Genomic DNA, 17,890 nt, shown 5'->3' with positions numbered 1-17,890 from the left:
ACCCAGCTAAGCGCAACGTCCGGGATTGAAATCTCCTACACTTAACCCCATGCTAGAAAACATTGCCAAGCGCCTGAGCGCTTTATTCACCTCATTCCAAGGACTGCGCATATGACCAACCCTTTATTGACGCCTTTCGTGCTGCCACCGTTTTCTCAAATCCTTCCTGAGCATGTTGTTCCCGCCGTAACCAAAGCGCTGGACGATTGCCGGAACGCGGTGGAAAGCGTTGTCGCGCAGGGCGGCCCGTATACCTGGGCGAATCTTTGCCAGCCGCTGGCGGAAGTGGATGACCGTCTTGGTCGCCTCTTCTCGCCGGTCAGCCACCTGAACTCGGTGAAAAACAGCCCGGAGCTTCGCGAGGCTTACGAACAAACGCTGCCGCTGCTCTCTGAATACAGCACCTGGGTTGGGCAGAACGAAGGGTTATACAACGCCTACCGCGATCTGCGCGACGGGGAGCATTACGCTTCGCTGAGCGTCGCTGAGAAGAAATCGGTCGACAACGCCCTGCGTGATTTCAAATTGTCGGGCATCGGCTTGCCGAAGGAGAAACAGAAACGTTACGGCGAAATCGCCGCGCGTCTCTCTGAGCTCGGCAATATCTACAGCAACAACGTGCTGGACGCCACCATGGGCTGGAGCAAGCTGGTGACGGACGAAGCGGAGCTGGCTGGTATGCCGGAAAGCGCGCTGGCGACGGCAAAAGCGCAAGCGGAAGCCAAAGAGCAAGAAGGCTGGCTGCTGACGCTGGATATCCCGAGCTATCTGCCGGTGATGACCTACTGCGACAACCAGGCGCTGCGTGAAGAGATGTATCGCGCGTACAGCACCCGTGCTTCCGATCAGGGCCCGAACGCCGGGAAATGGGACAACAGCCCGGTGATGGCGGAGATCCTCGCGCTGCGCCACGAGCTGGCGCAACTGCTGGGCTTTGAAAGCTACGCCTTTAAATCGCTGGCCACTAAAATGGCGGAAAACCCGTCGCAGGTGCTGGAGTTTTTAACCGATCTCGCCAAACGTGCGCGTCCGCAGGGCGAAAAAGAGCTGGCGCAGTTGCGTGCTTTCGCCAAAGCCGAGTTCGGTGTGGATGAGCTGCAACCGTGGGATATTGGCTACTACAGCGAAAAACAGAAACAGCACCTTTACAGCATTAGCGACGAACAGTTGCGCCCGTACTTCCCGGAAGAGCGCGCCGTGAACGGTCTGTTCGAAGTGGTGAAACGCATTTATGGCATCACCGCCAAAGAGCGTAAAGATATCGACGTTTGGCACCCGGATGTGCGCTTCTTTGAACTGTATGACGAGAGCAACGAGCTGCGTGGCAGCTTCTACCTGGATCTCTATGCTCGCGAGAACAAACGCGGCGGCGCCTGGATGGACGACTGCGTGGGTCAACTGCGCAGAGCCGATGGCTCGCTGCAAAAACCGGTGGCTTATCTCACCTGTAACTTTAACCGCCCGGTGAATGGCAAACCGGCGCTGTTTACCCATGATGAAGTGATCACCCTGTTCCATGAGTTTGGTCATGGTTTGCATCATATGCTGACGCGCATTGAAACCGCCGGTGTGGCGGGCATCAGCGGTGTGCCGTGGGATGCGGTCGAGCTGCCGAGCCAGTTTATGGAAAACTGGTGCTGGGAGCCGGAGGCGCTGGCGTTTATCTCCGGTCATTACGAAACCGGCGAGCCGCTGCCGCAGGAGCTGCTGGATAAAATGCTGGCAGCGAAGAACTATCAGGCAGCGATGTTTATTCTGCGCCAGCTGGAATTCGGCCTGTTCGACTTCCGCCTGCATGCCGAGTTCAGCCCGGAGCAAGGGGCGAAAATCCTCGAAACGCTGGCAGAAATCAAACGCCAGGTTGCGGTAGTGCCGGGACCGTCATGGGGGCGCTTCCCGCATGCGTTCAGCCATATTTTCGCTGGCGGTTACGCGGCAGGTTACTACAGCTACCTGTGGGCCGATGTGCTGGCGGCGGATGCGTTTTCCCGCTTCGAAGAAGAGGGGATTTTCAACCGCGAGACCGGGCAGTCATTCCTTGACAACATCCTGACTCGTGGCGGTTCGGAAGAGCCCATGGATCTGTTCAAACGCTTCCGTGGCCGCGAGCCGCAGATTGACGCGATGCTTGAGCATTACGGTATCGAAGGCTAATGCATTGAAAATCTGTTTGCTGGATGAAACGGGCGCCGGAAACGGCGCCTTATCTGTTCTTGCGGCCCGCTTTGGGCTGGAGCAGGACAATGACAACCTGATGGCGCTGGTGCTCACGCCGACGCATCTGGAGCTCCGTAAGCGCGACGAACCGAAGCTCGGCGGGATTTTTGTCGACTTTGTCGCCGGCGGCATGGCACACCGGCGCAAGTTTGGCGGCGGGCGTGGTGAAGCGGTGGCGAAAGCGGTCGGCATCAAAGGCAGCTATCTGCCGGAAGTGGTGGATGCGACTGCGGGGCTGGGACGCGATGCGTTTGTGCTGGCATCGGTGGGCTGCCGGGTGCGGATGCTGGAGCGCAACCCGGTTGTCGCCGCGTTGCTGGAAGATGGCCTGAATCGCGGCTATGCCGATGCGGAGATTGGCCCGTGGCTGCGTGAACGGCTGCAGTTGATTCATGCCTCAAGCCTGACCGGGCTTGCGGATATCACACCGCGCCCGCAGGTGGTTTACCTCGACCCGATGTTTCCGCATAAGCAGAAAAGCGCGCTGGTGAAAAAGGAGATGCGGGTGTTTCAGTCGCTGGTTGGCCCGGATCTGGATGCCGACGGTTTACTTGAGCCCGCGCGCCAGCTCGCCATTAAACGCGTGGTGGTTAAACGCCCGGATTATGCACCGCCGCTGGCAGGGTGCGCGACCCAATCGGCGGTCGTCACGAAAAGTCATCGCTTCGATATCTACCCCGGTTCCGGAGAGTAAACAGACGGCGGCATGGGCTGCTCCCCGTAAGGCTGTACCAAAAACCAGCCACTTCTGTGAGCTTAACCCGACAACACGGCACCAACATCTGTTGATGACCACATGGGGTTTGTAGTGAGCAATAAAAAGCCCGGCCGCATTGCGCGAGCCGGGCGGTATTTAGCCTAACGTTTAGCCGTTAGCGTAATATCAATCTTCTTCTTCATCCCGCAGCGGGACAATCAGCATATCGACGTGCACGGTGTTAATAAGCTGGCGTGCGGAAGACATCAGTTTGCTCCAGAAATCCTGATGGTGGCCGCATACCACCAGATCCATATCGTATTTCTTAATAGCATCCACCAGTACTTGCCCCAGATCGCCGCTGCCGCTCAGGGTTTCAGTGATCGGGTAACCTGCGTTGGTGGAAAGCTCGGTCAGTGCCTGATGCGTTTCGTCGGAGATACGTTTTTGCATATCGCCGAGGTTAACGTCGATAAGGCCTGTATAAAGATCGGAGTAGTTTACATCGACATGAATCAGGGAAATTTTCGCGTTGTACGGTCGCGCCATGGATACCGCTTTCTCAACCAGCAATTTGCTTTCGGGGGAGAGATCGACTGCGATAAGGATATGTTTGTAAGCCATAGTGTTACTCCTTCCATAAGTTGTCGATGACCATCGGGGTTAAAACCCCCTGATGCTGTTGCACTGCGCCCGCATCCTGCGTTTCACGTGAGCGTAGCGCCCGGCCTTAAAGATCTCATTGTGAAGATATTTCTACCTTATAACGCTCTTTTAGCACCGTCAATCAACCTGGATCACGATTCACTTAAGCCAGATTTACAGCCAGATGCGTTGATGATGGTGATGCTTGTGGCAAAAAAATAAACTGATCTCCTACACTATAAATAAACCGTACGGAAAACAGACGGTGTCCCTCAGTTGTCTGGCGCATGGAAGCGAAGTCAATTGCGGGACACCGCCTGTGTTGTCATCCCGTACGGCGATTAATACTCTTCGTTGTTTGGCTTGGTTGGGTATCCGGGAGCGAGGGTCCAGGAGCGAATCTCTGTGGGCGGTCGCCGGGGAGGGGATATGGTAATCAGCACTGTTGCGCTGTTTTGGGCTTTGTGTGTCGTATGTGTGGTTAACATGGCGCGTTATTACTCATCGCTGCGTGCGCTGTTAGTAGTACTTCGCGGATGCGACCCTCTACTTTATCAATACGTGGACGGTGGCGGCTTTTTCACTTCCCACGGTCAACCGAGCAAACAGATGCGGCTGGTGTGGTATATCTACGCCCAGCGCTATCGCGACCATCATGATGATGAATTTATTCGCCGCTGCGAGCGTGTGCGCCGTCTGTTCATTTTAACCAGTTCGCTCTGCGGTCTGGTAGTCGTAAGCCTGATCGCGCTGCTGATTTGGCACTGAATTGAAACCATAAAAAAACGGGCCAGTAAGCGGGCCCGTTTTTTGTCATGCGCGAAACGCGTTAAATCAGATGCAGTGACAGCCAGTAGAGCACGCCGGACAGAATAATCGATGCTGGCAGGGTGAAGACCCAGGCCATCAGAATATTGGTCACGGTTTTACGCTGCAGGCCACCACCGTCAACGATCATCGTCCCGGCAACGGAAGACGACAGCACGTGCGTAGTGGAAACCGGCATCCCGGTATAACTCGCCAGACCGATAGAAACGGCGGCCGTCATCTGCGCGGACATGCCCTGCGCATACGTCATGCCTTTCTTACCGATCTTCTCACCGATGGTTGTCGCCACGCGACGCCAGCCAATCATCGTACCCAGGCCTAACGCCAGCGCGACGGCCATGATTATCCAGATTGGCGCGTACTCGATGGTGCTCAGCATATCGCCTTTCAGCTTCTTCAGCAGACGCTGGTCGTCAGCGCTGACTTCCGGCTGCTTCGCCACCTGGTCGGTGATATCAGACAGGCAGAGCATAATGCGACGCAGCTGGCTGCGTTGTTCCACCGGCAGTTTGTCGTAGCTTTCAACGTTGGTCAGCATCGTTTTCGCGCGATCCAGCGCCATAATGGCGCGTCCCGGATGGCAATGGAACTCACCCGGTTGGGTGGCCACTTCTTCCGGCGTTGGAATGAGCGGATCGACACCGGTCGCTTTTTGCAGCAGCGCCGGATGTTGCTGGAAGTACGTTTCCACGTTGTTGACGGCATCACGCGTACGGGTGATGTCGTAACCGGAGGCATTCATATTGACCACGAAGCCCGCAGGTGCAACGCCAATCAGCACCAGCATAATCAAGCCGATACCTTTCTGACCGTCGTTCGCACCATGCGAGAAACTCACGCCAATCGCCGAGAGGATCAGCGCGATGCGCGTCCAGAACGGCGGTTTTTTCTTGCCGTCGATTTTCTCACGTTCAGCAGGAGTCATATGGATGCGCGCACGTTTTTTCGTATTGCTCCAGTAACGACGCAGGATAAACACCAAACCGCCAGCGAAGACCAGGCCTACGATCGGTGAAACGATCAGCGAAGCGAAGATATTCAGCACTTTCGGGATGTTTAACGCGTCCACCACCGAGGTGCCGGTCATCAACGCATTGGTTAAACCAATACCGATAATCGCGCCAATCAGGGTGTGGGAGCTGGAAGCAGGCAGGCCCAAATACCAGGTGCCAAGGTTCCAGATAATAGCGGCCAGCAGCATGGAAAAGACCATCGCCAGGCCATGCGCAGAGCTAACATTCAGCAGCAGATCGGTCGGCAACATATGCACAATCGCATACGCGACGCTCAACCCACCCAGCAAAACGCCGAAGAAGTTAAACACCGCTGCCATCACGACCGCCAGCTGAGAACGCATAGCGCGTGTATAAATGACGGTTGCTACGGCGTTGGCTGTGTCATGAAAGCCGTTAATAGCTTCATAGAACAGAACAAAAACCAGAGCAAGCAAGAGTAATAGCCCGGTATGAAGATCCAGGCCGGCAAACAAATGTACCATAGGTCGTTAAGCCATTTTGAGGACATGAACGCGGCGCATTATCAGGGACATTGGCAGCGTCGGCAAAGTGAATTATGGATTTTTTTTGACATTATTTCTTAAATTAAACTGACATTTTAAAATTAATTTATATTTTTCAATGCCCTGTTACCTTTCGCGCGTATTCACGCTGGTGCGACCAGCGTGAACTCTTTACAATCCGCCACGATTTATCAATGAGGGTGAAGTTGTGGAAAAGTTTGATGCCATTGTTATCGGCGCCGGTGCGGCGGGCATGTTCTGCGCGGCGCTGGCCGGGCAGGCGGGCCGTCGGGTGTTATTGCTGGATAATGGCAAAAAACCTGGCCGCAAGATTTTGATGTCCGGCGGAGGACGCTGCAACTTTACTAACCTTTATGTCGAGCCTGCGGCATATTTGAGCCAAAACCCGCATTTTTGCAAATCTGCGCTGGCGCGCTACACCCAGTGGGACTTTATCGATCTGGTCGGTAAATACGGCATCGCCTGGCATGAAAAGACGCTGGGTCAGCTTTTTTGCGATGATTCGGCGAAGCAAATCGTCGATTTGCTGGTGGCCGAATGCGAAAAGGGCAACGTTATCCAGCGTCTGCGTACGGAAGTGCTTAGCGTTGAGCGCAACGACGATGGCTACACCTTGCAACTCAACGGCGAAAACGTGCAGGCGAAAAATCTGGTCATTGCTTCCGGCGGTTTGTCGATGCCGGGGCTGGGAGCCTCGCCGTTCGGTTATAAAATCGCCGAGCAGTTCGGTTTAAAGGTGCTGCCAACGCGCGCCGGGTTAGTACCGTTTACCCTGCATAAACCACTGCTGGAGCAGATGCAGACGCTTTCCGGCGTCTCGGTGCCATCGGTGATCACCGCCGAGGACGGCACGGTTTTCCGCGAAAACTTGCTGTTTACCCATCGGGGATTATCCGGCCCGGCCATTTTGCAAATTTCCAGCTACTGGCAGCCCGGTGAATTTGTCAGTATTAACTTGCTGCCCGATGTCGATCTGGACGGCTTCCTCAATCAGCAGCGCGATGCGCACCCGAATCAGAGCCTGAAAAACACCCTGGCTTTGCAGTTGCCAAAACGGCTGGTGGAGTGTCTGCAACAGCTTGGACAGATCCCGGATGTCACCTTGAGACAGCTCAATAGCCGCGAGCAGGAGAATCTGGTTGCGCTGCTGACGAACTGGCGCGTGCAGCCGAATGGCACCGAAGGGTATCGCACTGCAGAAGTGACGCTCGGCGGCGTCGATACTCATGAGTTGTCGTCGCGCACCATGGAAGCCCGCAATGTGCCGGGGCTGTACTTCATTGGTGAAGTGATGGATGTCACCGGCTGGCTTGGCGGGTACAACTTCCAGTGGGCGTGGTCGAGCGCCTGGGCCTGCGCACAGGCCTTAGCGGCGGATCCTTCTGCCTGAGTCCGCGCTGCGATGAATAAAAAAGCCCTGCCCGGGCTTTTTTATCGCCGGTGAATCGCTCATGTTTCTTTTGTTACAGCGGCACGCCTGAGCTGGTGGAGACGAGAGCGCTTTCAGGAAACGTGCGGTGTTTGCTGAGGTTGTACTGGTCCACGGTTTCGAACATCTGGGCGAAAAGGGCATCGTCTTTTTTCGCCCAGAATGTCTCTAAATCATCCCCGCCCCATATCTCGTGGGTATGGCATACAAATTCGAGCAAACCGCTTTCATGCGGCGTGAAGTCGATACGTTTGGCGCTATTCGCCGCAATAATGTGTTGATAGAAAAGCACGATCTTACAGTCGCAGCCTTGCGCGTTGTACAACGACAGGAATTCGTTGAGATGCTCCCGTAAAAGGGAGAGATCCGAATGCTCGGTGATTCTGTGATGATAGAGAAACACAAAATCTTTTTTGCCCCGGTATTGTAGCTGGCGGGAAATGCGGCGTTGAAATGCGCGGCTGTCTTCTTTAATTCTTAGCGGGTCATGATGGGTGAATTCAAAGCCCAGCATATGTCTTTCGCTGTATTGCCCCACGCATTTTTCGTAAAACGTCGAACGCACAACGGCATGCTCGCCATCCGGGAAATGTTGTAAATGCTCTTTTTCCAGCAAATGGCGATAATCGTCTTTTTCCATTTGCAGAATATATTCAATATTCGAGCGGCCAGATGAAAAAACGGAACTGAAGGATTTTCGGTTATGTCGGCGAAGAATATCATCGGGAAGGCAATTCTCACCCAATGAAACCCAAAGTACTTGCGAAGTGAAATTATTGCGATATTTCCATTTTTTATGCAGGTTGCGCATCGTTCTTTTCAGCGATTTGAGGTTATCTCTCACGCGTTGTTTAATAGCTTCGCCTTTCATCAGGGGCACCTCATGTTGTTATTACACCATTCCAAATAAAGTGATGAGTCACCTTATCGCTGCTGATTTTTATCTGTTCCGCTGCTTTTGAACATGTGCACAGCGTGAATATAACTTGTTGTATTTATTATTATTTGGTGCGTTTTTTCTATTTTGCGCTGGCATTGTGAAATAAATAAATTCGATTTACTGAGAGTGATCAGTAAATTACGGGCATATCAATGACATCCGCTATTACTTCCGTTTTGCGGATTTTAAAATAAGAAAACTTGGGTGATAGCCTGGTGATAATTATTTCTTCTTACAGAGAAGATAAATTATGCCAGTCATAATAATAGAGTTAGGTCATATACATGATATATCCTAAGTTATGCTCTTTATTAAGAAATTCCTCACGGCACGTTGCATTAGCGCCGTGAACAGGAGATAAATTTGATATAAAGACTCACACGCCGTTACATATTTTACACTTTGTCTTGCCTTTACCCTTCATCAGGAAAATCTCAAAATCGTCCGACCGGTTTGATGAAGGTCGCGGAATTAAAATAAAGCCGCGTCAATTTTTGTGGAGCCGACTGTTTTTACACCTTTAATGTTTGCCGTCCTCTGCCGATAACCTCAGCACGCCCTCTGTTGCGCAATGACTGAAAATATCTCTGACAAGGAATGAGAATGAAAACCGGCACGTTACTTCTGCCCGCACTGCTTGCCACCGCTATTAGCGTTCAAGCCGCTGATTACCCTGAAATCCAGGGCAAAAAAATCGTCAGCAACACAGTAAACCCGTTGTTAATGCTGCGCGTGAACGACCGCATTTCCGCCATGAATCAGGTGGTGTTTGACGACGGGCAACACATTAACCGCTGGGATGGTTTTGATTGCACCACCAACAAAGCGGTGAAGCTGTACTGGGAAATGCTGGATGATAAAGACGCGGTGGTTCGCCGCTTCTACGGCGACAGCTACGACCGTTACGCAGAGCCAAAACCCCAAAGCGCGCTGGATGATATTGCTAAAAATCTTTGCCAGGCTTCCCGACTGAAAAACCCAGGCTGGGTCTATATCGAGAAAATGTCGAAATACGAAACGCCAATCCTGCTGGATACGGCTTCTGTGTTGCGGGTTAATGAGTTAGTGATCGCTAAAATTGGCTTTGAATACAGCGAAATCACTTTCGATCCGCCGTATGACGCGCCCTACGATTTGAAACTTGAAGTACATGGCTATAACTGTGAAACCCAGCATGACAATGTGATTGCCGGGCTGGATATCACGCCCGAAGGTTATGTCTCGGACAGCCTGACTGGTAAAGCGGCACAGCGTCGCGCGGACACGTTTGTCAACACACCAGCCACCACCGCTGCGTTGAAACAGCTTTGCGCCATGAGCACGCCCACTGCGTTTAAAGGGGAAGGGGTGTATGTTCCGTCAACGAAGAAAAAAAGCGTCTCCACCCTCCTTGGCCCAGGTCTGCCAGACTTCACCAATAATTCACCGAAATGGATGGCCCAGTTCCCGCTGCACGCAGATATCGAAAAGCAGGCTCTGCAAATCGTTAATCCGTGGGCCACACCGCGCTTTAAAAAGCTGACATGGAACATGCAATGGAGCGATAACGATGTCGTACCGATGCAACTCGATGTGCAACCCAACGGGCTTATGCTGCTGCTGGAAAACTACAAAATGTTCAAGGCGCAGCGCCTGACGATGGGCAACCTTGGGCAGTTAAAAGGAGCCATCAGTCTGAGTTACACACCAACGGTAACCCGTGAACTTCACACCAATCTGCGCTTCCCGCTGCACCAGGGGCAGACATTCACCTTTGATACGGTGGCACCGAAAACGGGCAAAGATGAGAAGAACACGGTGATCAATCGTCGTTGCGAAGTGACCGGCAGTGATGACGCGCGCCAGGTAAGCAGCGTGCTCAGCGGACGTTACTGGAAAGTCGCCTGCGAGATTGAAAGCGATGGCGAAACGCGAAAAGAGACGCTGGCCTGGCTGTCTGATCTGAACGTCTTTATGCCGTTAACCCAGTGGGTAAAAGGCAAAGAGGTACCGGTGAAAGTGACCAATATTGAAGTCACACGCTAGTCAAACGTAAACCTGAGCCGCCTGGCTCAGGCACAACCGTTAGCCAGACCGCCAGGCGGGTTTTCACCTGCCGGTGCAGGCAATGCAGAGCGTGTAAAAGCGTTATTCGCAAGTGCCATGCGTTGAGGTATGAATCAACGCATGGCGCTATCAGTAGCGGCGGAATGAAGAGAGTTTATGCAACTGGCGACCACGGCCGTCAAAGTTGTCTTCGTTCAGCCAGCTATTCATCATCGACGAGAGACCCGACCATTCGCGCACGGTAATCGAGAACACCGTAATATCGCTCAGCCGGCCTTTACGAATTTTCTTCTCCCGCAAAATGCCTTCTTTCACAAAACCAATACGTTCCGCCGAATGAATCGCGTCCGCGTTATAACTGCCGGTGCGCCATTCACATCTGCGATACTTCAACTGGTCGAAAAAGTAAGACAAAACAAGATAAAGGCTTTCGGTACTCATACGTGTTCTTTTCATTAACGGCGTCCAGTTAACGTCGCCAATATCAAAAGAACCATTTTCCTGATCGAATTTCCCGGTATAAAAAATACCTTTTATTTGCTTATCCTCTTTATCTTGTACCGCGAAATAGATCCTGTCAGGGCGTGACGCGAGATTTCTGAGATAGGCATAACATGCGGTCATATCTTTCGGCCGGGGATCTTCAAGATAGGTCCAGTCCCGGTCATCATCAATGCTTTGCCATTCCGGGAAGAGATCTTCCGCGTGATCCACGACAAGCGGTATAACGTCGCAGTAACGGCCTTTAAGCGAAATTTTTTCTGGCAGCGGGCGTCTTGTCCAGTCCTGGATCTCCTGACCAATGCGCTGTCCATACTGATTAAAAAATTCCATTATCCCCTCCTGATTATTACGAATTTAATCCTGCTTAACTCTTATTTAATGGGTGTTAAATGGCAATGACATATAGAGCTATATTTTATCGGCATATAATTATGAGACTTTATATAATCACGCAAATAATATAACGGCGGGTGTTTTAAAAACTTATACTGCTTTTCATCTGGCGTGTCTGCGCTTTCGCGTGAAAGTGGGATAATAATCGCGAAACATGTATTGCATAATTTAACTTAGCGCTTTTGAATAACACGGTTGCAACAGCGCAATAGCAATTTAGCGGCATAAGATTTGGCCTAAGCGTCATTTTTTAACGATTGTTCCCCGTCTGCTTGTAAAAAAATGACTCTTTTTTTAGTAGGTTAATCGCGGATTAGGATAATTCCTGGCATTTCTTGACGCGAAAAACCAGACAATATTGATCTTTTTGTTTACAGCAATCGTGCGGTAGCTTTTTCTCAAACCCGTAAGGTTAAACTTCTGGACAGCACCCGGAATCGTGCATGTCCCTACGTCAGGATCCGATTTATGAGCAATCGAATTACTGTTCAGTTACCCGTCGAAGGACTGCTTTTCTGGAAGATTTCCGGACGGGAAGCGCTGTCCGAAGCCTTCACCTTTAACCTGCAGTTGCTGGGCACCGACGCGCGAATGGACCGCAGCACGCTGCTGGGTAAATCGGTGACTGTCGCTATTCCAACCCAAACGCTGACCGGCGCGCCGCGCTACCTGAACGGCAAAATCACCCGCGTGGCGGTGAGCGCTATTGAACTTTCCGGCACCCGCTACGCAGTGTATCAACTCACTGTTGAACCCGATCTCTGGCCGATGAAGCGCGACCGCAATCTGCGCATCTTCCAGGGCCAGACAGTACCGCAAATCGTGAAAACCCTGCTCGGCGAATACCAGGTCAACATTGAAGACAAACTGACCGGCAGTTACCGCACCTGGGACTACTGCGTGCAGTACCAGGAGAGCAGCTTTGATTTCATCAGCCGCCTGATGGAGCTGGAAGGTATTGCTTACCACTTCCGTCACGAAGCGGACAAACACACGCTGGTGCTGACGGATGCGGCGACTCAGCATGATCCCTTCAGCGGTTACGAAACGATCCCTTATCACCAGACCCCTTCCGGTGGCAGTACCGACGAAGAGGGCATCAGCCAGTGGGCGCTGGAAGATAGCGTAACGCCGGGGCTTTATAGTCTTGATGACTACGATTTCCGCAAACCCAACGCGTGGCTGTTCCAGGCGCGGCAAAATCCGAGTTCACCCTCGCCTGGTACCATCGATGTTTATGACTGGCCAGGCCGCTTTGTCGAACACGGTCACGGCGAGTTTTACGCCCGCATCCGCCAGGAACGCTGGCAGGTGGAGCATCAACAAATTGAAGGCACGGCGACGGCAATTGGCATTGTGCCGGGCAGCACGTTCCAGTTGACCAATGCAGCGTTCTTTAACGATAACGGCGAATATCTGGTGACGGCGGCGAACTACTTTTTTGAAGAGAACCGCTATGCCAGCGGTGCTGACAGCGAAACCATTCACCGCATTGATTTCAGCGTTATTCCTTCCTCGGTGGTGTTCCGCCCGGCGCAGCAAACCGCATGGCCGCGCACCTACGGCCCGCAAACTGCGCGCGTCGTTGGCCCGCAGGGTGAAAGCATCTGGACGGATAAATATGGCCGCGTGAAGGTGAAATTCCACTGGGACCGGCTGGCGAAAGGCGATGACACCAGTTCCTGCTGGGTGCGCGTCTCCAGCGCATGGGCCGGGCAGGGCTTCGGCGGGGTGCAGATCCCGCGCGTGGGCGACGAAGTCGTTATCGACTTTATCAACGGCGACCCGGACCGGCCAATTATTACCGGACGTGTCTATAACGAAGCCAGTATGCCACCGTGGGCGCTGCCCGCTGCCGCTACGCAAATGGGCTTCCTCAGCCGCTCAAAAGATGGCTCGGTCGATAACGCCAACGCCCTGCGTTTTGAAGACAAAGCGGGCGAAGAGCAGGTGTGGATCCAGGCGGAACGTAACATGGATACGCACGTAAAAAACGACGAGACGCACAGCGTTGGCGGTTCACAAAGCGTGAGCGTCACCCGTGATTACACCGGTTCGGTGGCGGGCAAACATACCCAGGCAACACAGCTCTCGCACGAACAACTGGTTGGTGGCGGCTTTACACAGATGGTGCAAGGGCCGCTGGTGCAGGCTTCCGACAACAGCATTCAACTGGTGGCGGGTCAATCGGTGCTGACGCTGGGCGCAAACGGCACCGTCACGCTGAAATGCGTGGACTTTCAGATCGATGCTATCGGTTCGGGCGCTATCAACACTGCGGGCCTGCTGGATTTAAACCTGACAAAACCGACAAAAGGTGAAGATGCGCAACCCACCATTGCGCAGATCCAGGCGGCGGTAAAAGCGGCATTTAATCAAGGGACGGATAAATAATGGCGACGGCGCAATTTGTACTTTCCGAAGGCGAACTCACGCTGCCGGATGCTTACCAGGATCGCAGCATTAACGTGCTGAAATTCAAAGAGAACAACGCAACACTGGTGATTACCCGGGCGTGGGATATCAAACCCGGCGACGAAGAGAGTTTCCTGAACCAGCAACTGGCGAAAGTGAAGCGCAGCATGCGCAAAGTGGTGACCGGGGAAACGCAGGACAGCACGGTTGCCGGGCAGCCCGCCCGCGAAGTGTCGCTGCGTTTCGAAAACCAGGGCGCAGTGATATATGAAAAACTCGCCGTGACCCGCATTGACGACCATCTGCTGGTGCTGACGCTCAGCCGTACCATGCCGTTTGATACGGATGCGGACGCGTTCTGGACATCAATCCGTACAGGTTTACAGCTGAGGGCGTAAGGATGACGGATTACATCGCGGCCCGCATTGAAGACCCGCTGGTTCATAGCTCTGCGCTGGCGGATATGGTCAGTGGGTTGGTAGAAGGGGCGATTGTCCTGGGGATTGTGTTCGTCGCCGGAACGGGCATTGGCGCCGTGGTGGGCGCCGTGGCGATTGGCGCGCTGATGGTCAGCGGTACGCTGGGCAAAATTGGTGATGCGGCCGGGAAAATGGTGGATGCGCTCATCGACCCCGGACCGCCGGATGCGCATATCGTATCCGGCTCGGACGATGTCTTTATCATGAAAAAAAAGGCGGCGCGCGCCGCCGCGACGGTGGACAGGGGCTATTTACAAAACCTTGCCGCCGCGCCTGCCGATGACAGCATCGACTGGGCGGCTATCGGCATGTTAGCCCTTGCTGGTGCAGCCGCGGTGATGAAAACCGCCCTGAACCCGAGTGCAGCGCTGCTGGCGGTGGCCGAACGCGCCAGCCATCTCACGCTCGACGACATGAAAAAGTGGGGCTCTAATCTGTGGGATGACTTGACGCAGCCGATGGTGGAGAGCGCCGATCCGCATGCCACACCGATGCCGAAAGATAACGTCGACTGTAAAAAAGGGCATATGGTCACCAGTAGCAACTTTGTCGCCCAGGGTTCCAGAACCGTTTTAATCAACAACCAGCCTGCCGCGCGCAACGGCGAGAAAAGTACCTGCGAAGCCGAAATCAAAGTCAAAGAAGATCCGCGTGTGCGCATCGGCGGCGAAACCATTACCGTGCGCGACATCCGCAGCGGCAAAAACCAACTCGCATACCTGATTGGCAACCTGCTGGGGAGCCTGGGTATTGGCGCGCTGTCGCGCCTGATCAAAATGGCCTGTGAGCGCCAGCTTATCCGCGGCCTGCTCAAAGAGATCATTTGCCCGCTCGGCGGTATGGCCGTTTCACAGGTTCTTACCGCAACGGCCATCAACGCGGTGAGTACTGCTTTCCCGGTAAACATTCCTACCGGAGCAAAGGTTCTCGCTAAAGAAGAGGATCTCGATTTTGTGCTGCCAGACCGTATGCCGCTTTACTGGCAGCGCATCTATCACAGCCGCAACCGCGCCACCGGCATGCTCGGCACCGGCTGGATGCTGCCGTTTGAAACACGGCTGCTGCGCCTGGCCGATAATCAGCTGATCTTCCGCGATATGAGCGGGCGCGAGCTGGGGCTGGGCGAAGTGCTCAGCGGCGATATGATCTCCTACCCGGAAGATGGTCTGAAGCTATTTTGCAGCCCGAACGGGGCGATGGTTATTCAAACCGGCGACGGCGAGCAACAGATTTATGAGCCGGATCCAACGCGTCCCGGTGAGTGGCGCATGCACCGTCTGTATGACCGCCACGAAAACGCCCACTATTTTAGCTGGAATGAACAAGGTCAACTGGCGCGTATCTCCAGCGATAACGAAGCGCTGGACGTAGAACTGGAGTACGAAGCAGCGTTCGGACGACTGCGTGCGGTTTACCAGGTTTACGGCGGCGCACGCCATCTGCTGGTGTCCTATCGTTATAACGAACAAGGGCAACTGATTGCCGTTATCGATGCCGATGATATTGTCACCCGCCAGTTCGGCTGGGATCGCGCCAGCGATATGCTGGCCTGGCATGGCTTTTCGACCGGCTTAACCGTGCATTACCAGTGGCGTCCCGCAGCCGATTCCAGCCACTGGCGCGTGAGCGGCTATCAGGTGCATGACGAACAAGGCGCGGTGCTGGAAAACTGGCGTATCGACGCTGATGAAACCAAACGCTACGCGCGCGTCAGCAACGATGAAGGCGTGGTGAGTGAGCACCACTGGGATGCGTTGTACCGCATCACGGATTATACCGATGTGCACGGCGGCAACTGGCAATTTAGCTGGTCGGGGAAATCTGAGCAGCCGCTTGCTGTGATTCAGCCGGACGGCGGTCGCTGGGAATATGCGTGGGACGATCGCGGCAACATGATGCTGGAGCGCGATCCGCTCGATCGCGCGACGCTGAAAACCTGGCACCCGCTGTACGATTTCCCGCTGACCGAGGTGTTACCGGACGGCGCAAGCTGGCGCTATGAGTACAACCTGGCGGGCGATGTGGTGTCGTTGACCGACCCGGAAGGTGGTGTAACGCGCTTTGAGTGGAACGACCAGGGTGATTTACTCCGCCGTATCGATGCGCTGGAAAACAGCCACCGCTTCTGGTGGGATGCGCTGGGGCAGTTGATCCGCGAAGAGGATTGTTCCGGTAATCTGAGCCGCCGCCAGTATGACGATGCCGGTCGGCTTGTGCTGACTACCGATCCGCTTGGCAACACCGAACGCTATATCTGGAGCCCGGCAGGCCGCCTCAAAACGTTCATCCGCGCCGATGGCCGCGAAACCCTCTTCCGATACAACAAAGCCGGGCTGTTATGCGGCCAGAGCGTAGATGGCGTCAGCGAGCGCAAAGTGACACTTAATGCACGCGGGCAAGTAACCGAAGCCACCGATCCCGCCGGGCATGTTACCCGTTTCCGCTTTAACCGCGCGGGTCGTCTGGTAACGCTGACCAACGCCAACAATCAGCAATGGCGCTTTGATTACACCGCCACCGGTTTGCTGACGCGCCAGTATGATTACGCCGGGCGGCAAACCGAATATCAGTACAACGCGGCGCAGCAAGTCGCCACGCTGGTGCGCCACCCTGTTAGCGGCAGCAACCTGCCGCCGCAGGTGATGAATTACGAATATGACGCGCTTGGGCGCATGGTCGCGCGGGAAACCGAGCAGCACCGCACCGAGTACCGCTATAGCGAACTGGCAACGGAAGTGCGCCGCTATGTCTACAGCGAGTGGCGTCAGGCGGCGATTGATATGCGCGAACCGGAAAACGCAGAAGTGATTGTTTTCCAGCGCAATAAACTTGGCGACCTGGTGAGCGAGGAGAACCACGCTGGCAAATTCGTACACCAGTACGACGCATTAAGTAACCTCAGCGCCACCACGTTCCCGGACGGGCGGCAGATGCAGTGCCTGCGCTACGGCACCGGGCATCTGCTGGAGATGCAGCTCGTCTTCGGCGGCAAAACGCTGCCCATCACTGGTTACCAGCGCGACAAACTGCACCGCGAAACCCATCGCACGCTGGGCGCGCTGGAGCTGGAGACGCAGTACGATATCGCCGGGCGCATCACGCAGCGCCGCTGCATGGACAATGTGCGCGACCGGCTGGTCTTCGAACGCCGCTACCAGTGGGATCGCGCCGACCAGATTATCCGCCAGATGTATACCGACGGCGCGCCGCCAAGCCCTGCGGAGAAATACCGTCAGTCGCTATGGGGCTACGACGCGGCAGGGCGTATGACACAGAGCATTCAGCCAACCGGCGAAGAACGTTTCTGGTATGACGCGGCGGACAACCGCACCACGCCGGATTTACCGCCGGTGTGGGACAACCTGCTGAAACGCCTGGAGGGCGTACGCTGGGAGTATGACGGTTTTGGGCGCATGACCGAACGCCACGACAGCCATCGCGGCACGGTGCAGCGCTTCAGCTATGACGATGAACACCGCATCAGCCAGGTGATTATTGAGGGCAACGCAGAGTTCACCCGGGCCGCATACCGCTATGACGCGCTCGGTCGCCGCACGGAAAAACAGGTGTGGCGACGCCATACCCGCAGCGCGGAACGCACGCAGTACGCGTGGTCGGGACTGCAGATGGTCGGCGAATGCAGCGACAGCAACCCGGACGCCGCCGTGCAGTATATCTATACGGAAAACAGCTACGAACCGCTGGCCCGCGTCGACAGCCGCGGCGGGCACGCGGAAGTTTACTGGTATCACACGGA

Annotated in this window: 12 protein-coding genes; 8 read left to right on the top strand and 4 right to left on the bottom strand. The window is 54.5% G+C overall.

Annotated elements, in window-relative coordinates; all coding sequences use genetic code 11:
- Positions 1-111 precede the first annotated feature (111 nt).
- Entirely contained in the window at positions 112-2,154 is a 2,043-nt protein-coding gene (gene prlC / locus ACFX4U_RS07595) for an oligopeptidase A (RefSeq protein WP_349350386.1), read from the top strand.
- Positions 2,155-2,158: 4 nt separating this feature from the next.
- On the top strand, positions 2,159-2,911 hold the full coding sequence (gene rsmJ / locus ACFX4U_RS07590; protein WP_305734747.1) for a 16S rRNA (guanine(1516)-N(2))-methyltransferase RsmJ: 753 nt from the start codon (positions 2,159-2,161) through the stop codon (positions 2,909-2,911).
- 189 nt (positions 2,912-3,100) lie between these two features.
- On the opposite strand, the gene uspA is transcribed toward rsmJ, so the two are convergent.
- Positions 3,101-3,538 (bottom strand): universal stress protein UspA, encoded by a 438-nt coding sequence (gene uspA, locus ACFX4U_RS07585; RefSeq protein ID WP_007369617.1) that lies wholly within the window; start codon positions 3,536-3,538, stop codon positions 3,101-3,103.
- A gap of 450 nt (positions 3,539-3,988) precedes the next feature.
- Between uspA and uspB the strand changes: the two genes are divergently transcribed.
- Complete coding sequence (gene uspB, locus ACFX4U_RS07580; protein ID WP_017458289.1) at positions 3,989-4,327, top strand: universal stress protein UspB; 339 nt, start codon at positions 3,989-3,991, stop codon at positions 4,325-4,327.
- Positions 4,328-4,388: 61 nt separating this feature from the next.
- On the opposite strand, the gene pitA is transcribed toward uspB, so the two are convergent.
- Positions 4,389-5,885, bottom strand: coding sequence for an inorganic phosphate transporter PitA (gene pitA, locus ACFX4U_RS07575; RefSeq protein WP_200551285.1), 1,497 nt, complete (start codon positions 5,883-5,885; stop codon positions 4,389-4,391).
- 229 nt (positions 5,886-6,114) lie between these two features.
- Here pitA and ACFX4U_RS07570 point away from each other — a divergent pair, with 229 nt between their 5' ends.
- A complete protein-coding gene (locus tag ACFX4U_RS07570) occupies positions 6,115-7,317 on the top strand; it encodes an NAD(P)/FAD-dependent oxidoreductase (protein ID WP_313507977.1) in 1,203 nt (400 codons plus the stop codon).
- A 73-nt stretch (positions 7,318-7,390) separates the two neighbouring features.
- Here the strand turns inward: ACFX4U_RS07570 and ACFX4U_RS07565 are convergent, their stop codons facing one another.
- Complete coding sequence (locus ACFX4U_RS07565) at positions 7,391-8,227, bottom strand: DUF1796 family putative cysteine peptidase (protein WP_313507976.1); 837 nt, start codon at positions 8,225-8,227, stop codon at positions 7,391-7,393.
- 672 nt (positions 8,228-8,899) lie between these two features.
- On the opposite strand from ACFX4U_RS07565, the gene ACFX4U_RS07560 reads away from it, so the two are divergent.
- Positions 8,900-10,321 (top strand): hypothetical protein, encoded by a 1,422-nt coding sequence (locus ACFX4U_RS07560; RefSeq protein ID WP_313507975.1) that lies wholly within the window; start codon positions 8,900-8,902, stop codon positions 10,319-10,321.
- Positions 10,322-10,471: 150 nt separating this feature from the next.
- Here the strand turns inward: ACFX4U_RS07560 and ACFX4U_RS07555 are convergent, their stop codons facing one another.
- A complete protein-coding gene (locus ACFX4U_RS07555) occupies positions 10,472-11,176 on the bottom strand; it encodes a GNAT family protein (RefSeq protein WP_313507974.1) in 705 nt (234 codons plus the stop codon).
- Between the two features lie 531 nt (positions 11,177-11,707).
- Between ACFX4U_RS07555 and ACFX4U_RS07550 the strand changes: the two genes are divergently transcribed.
- The 3 genes from ACFX4U_RS07550 to ACFX4U_RS07540 form a co-directional block, all read left to right on the top strand.
- A complete protein-coding gene (locus ACFX4U_RS07550) occupies positions 11,708-13,633 on the top strand; it encodes a type VI secretion system Vgr family protein (protein ID WP_175273671.1) in 1,926 nt (641 codons plus the stop codon).
- Positions 13,633-14,052, top strand: coding sequence for a DcrB-related protein (locus tag ACFX4U_RS07545; RefSeq protein ID WP_017458296.1), 420 nt, complete (start codon positions 13,633-13,635; stop codon positions 14,050-14,052). The genes ACFX4U_RS07550 and ACFX4U_RS07545 overlap by 1 nt, the downstream gene beginning before the upstream one ends.
- Positions 14,053-14,054: 2 nt before the next feature.
- A partial coding sequence (locus tag ACFX4U_RS07540) for a DUF6531 domain-containing protein (RefSeq protein ID WP_380217976.1) occupies positions 14,055-17,890 on the top strand: 3,836 nt, incomplete at its 3' end.

It is taken from the genome of Kosakonia sp. YIM B13588 (assembly GCF_042788165.1).
GTDB lineage: Bacteria > Pseudomonadota > Gammaproteobacteria > Enterobacterales > Enterobacteriaceae > Kosakonia > Kosakonia sacchari.
Note: the sequence above shows the minus strand (reverse complement) of the source record. Positions and strands in the feature narration are given on the sequence as shown.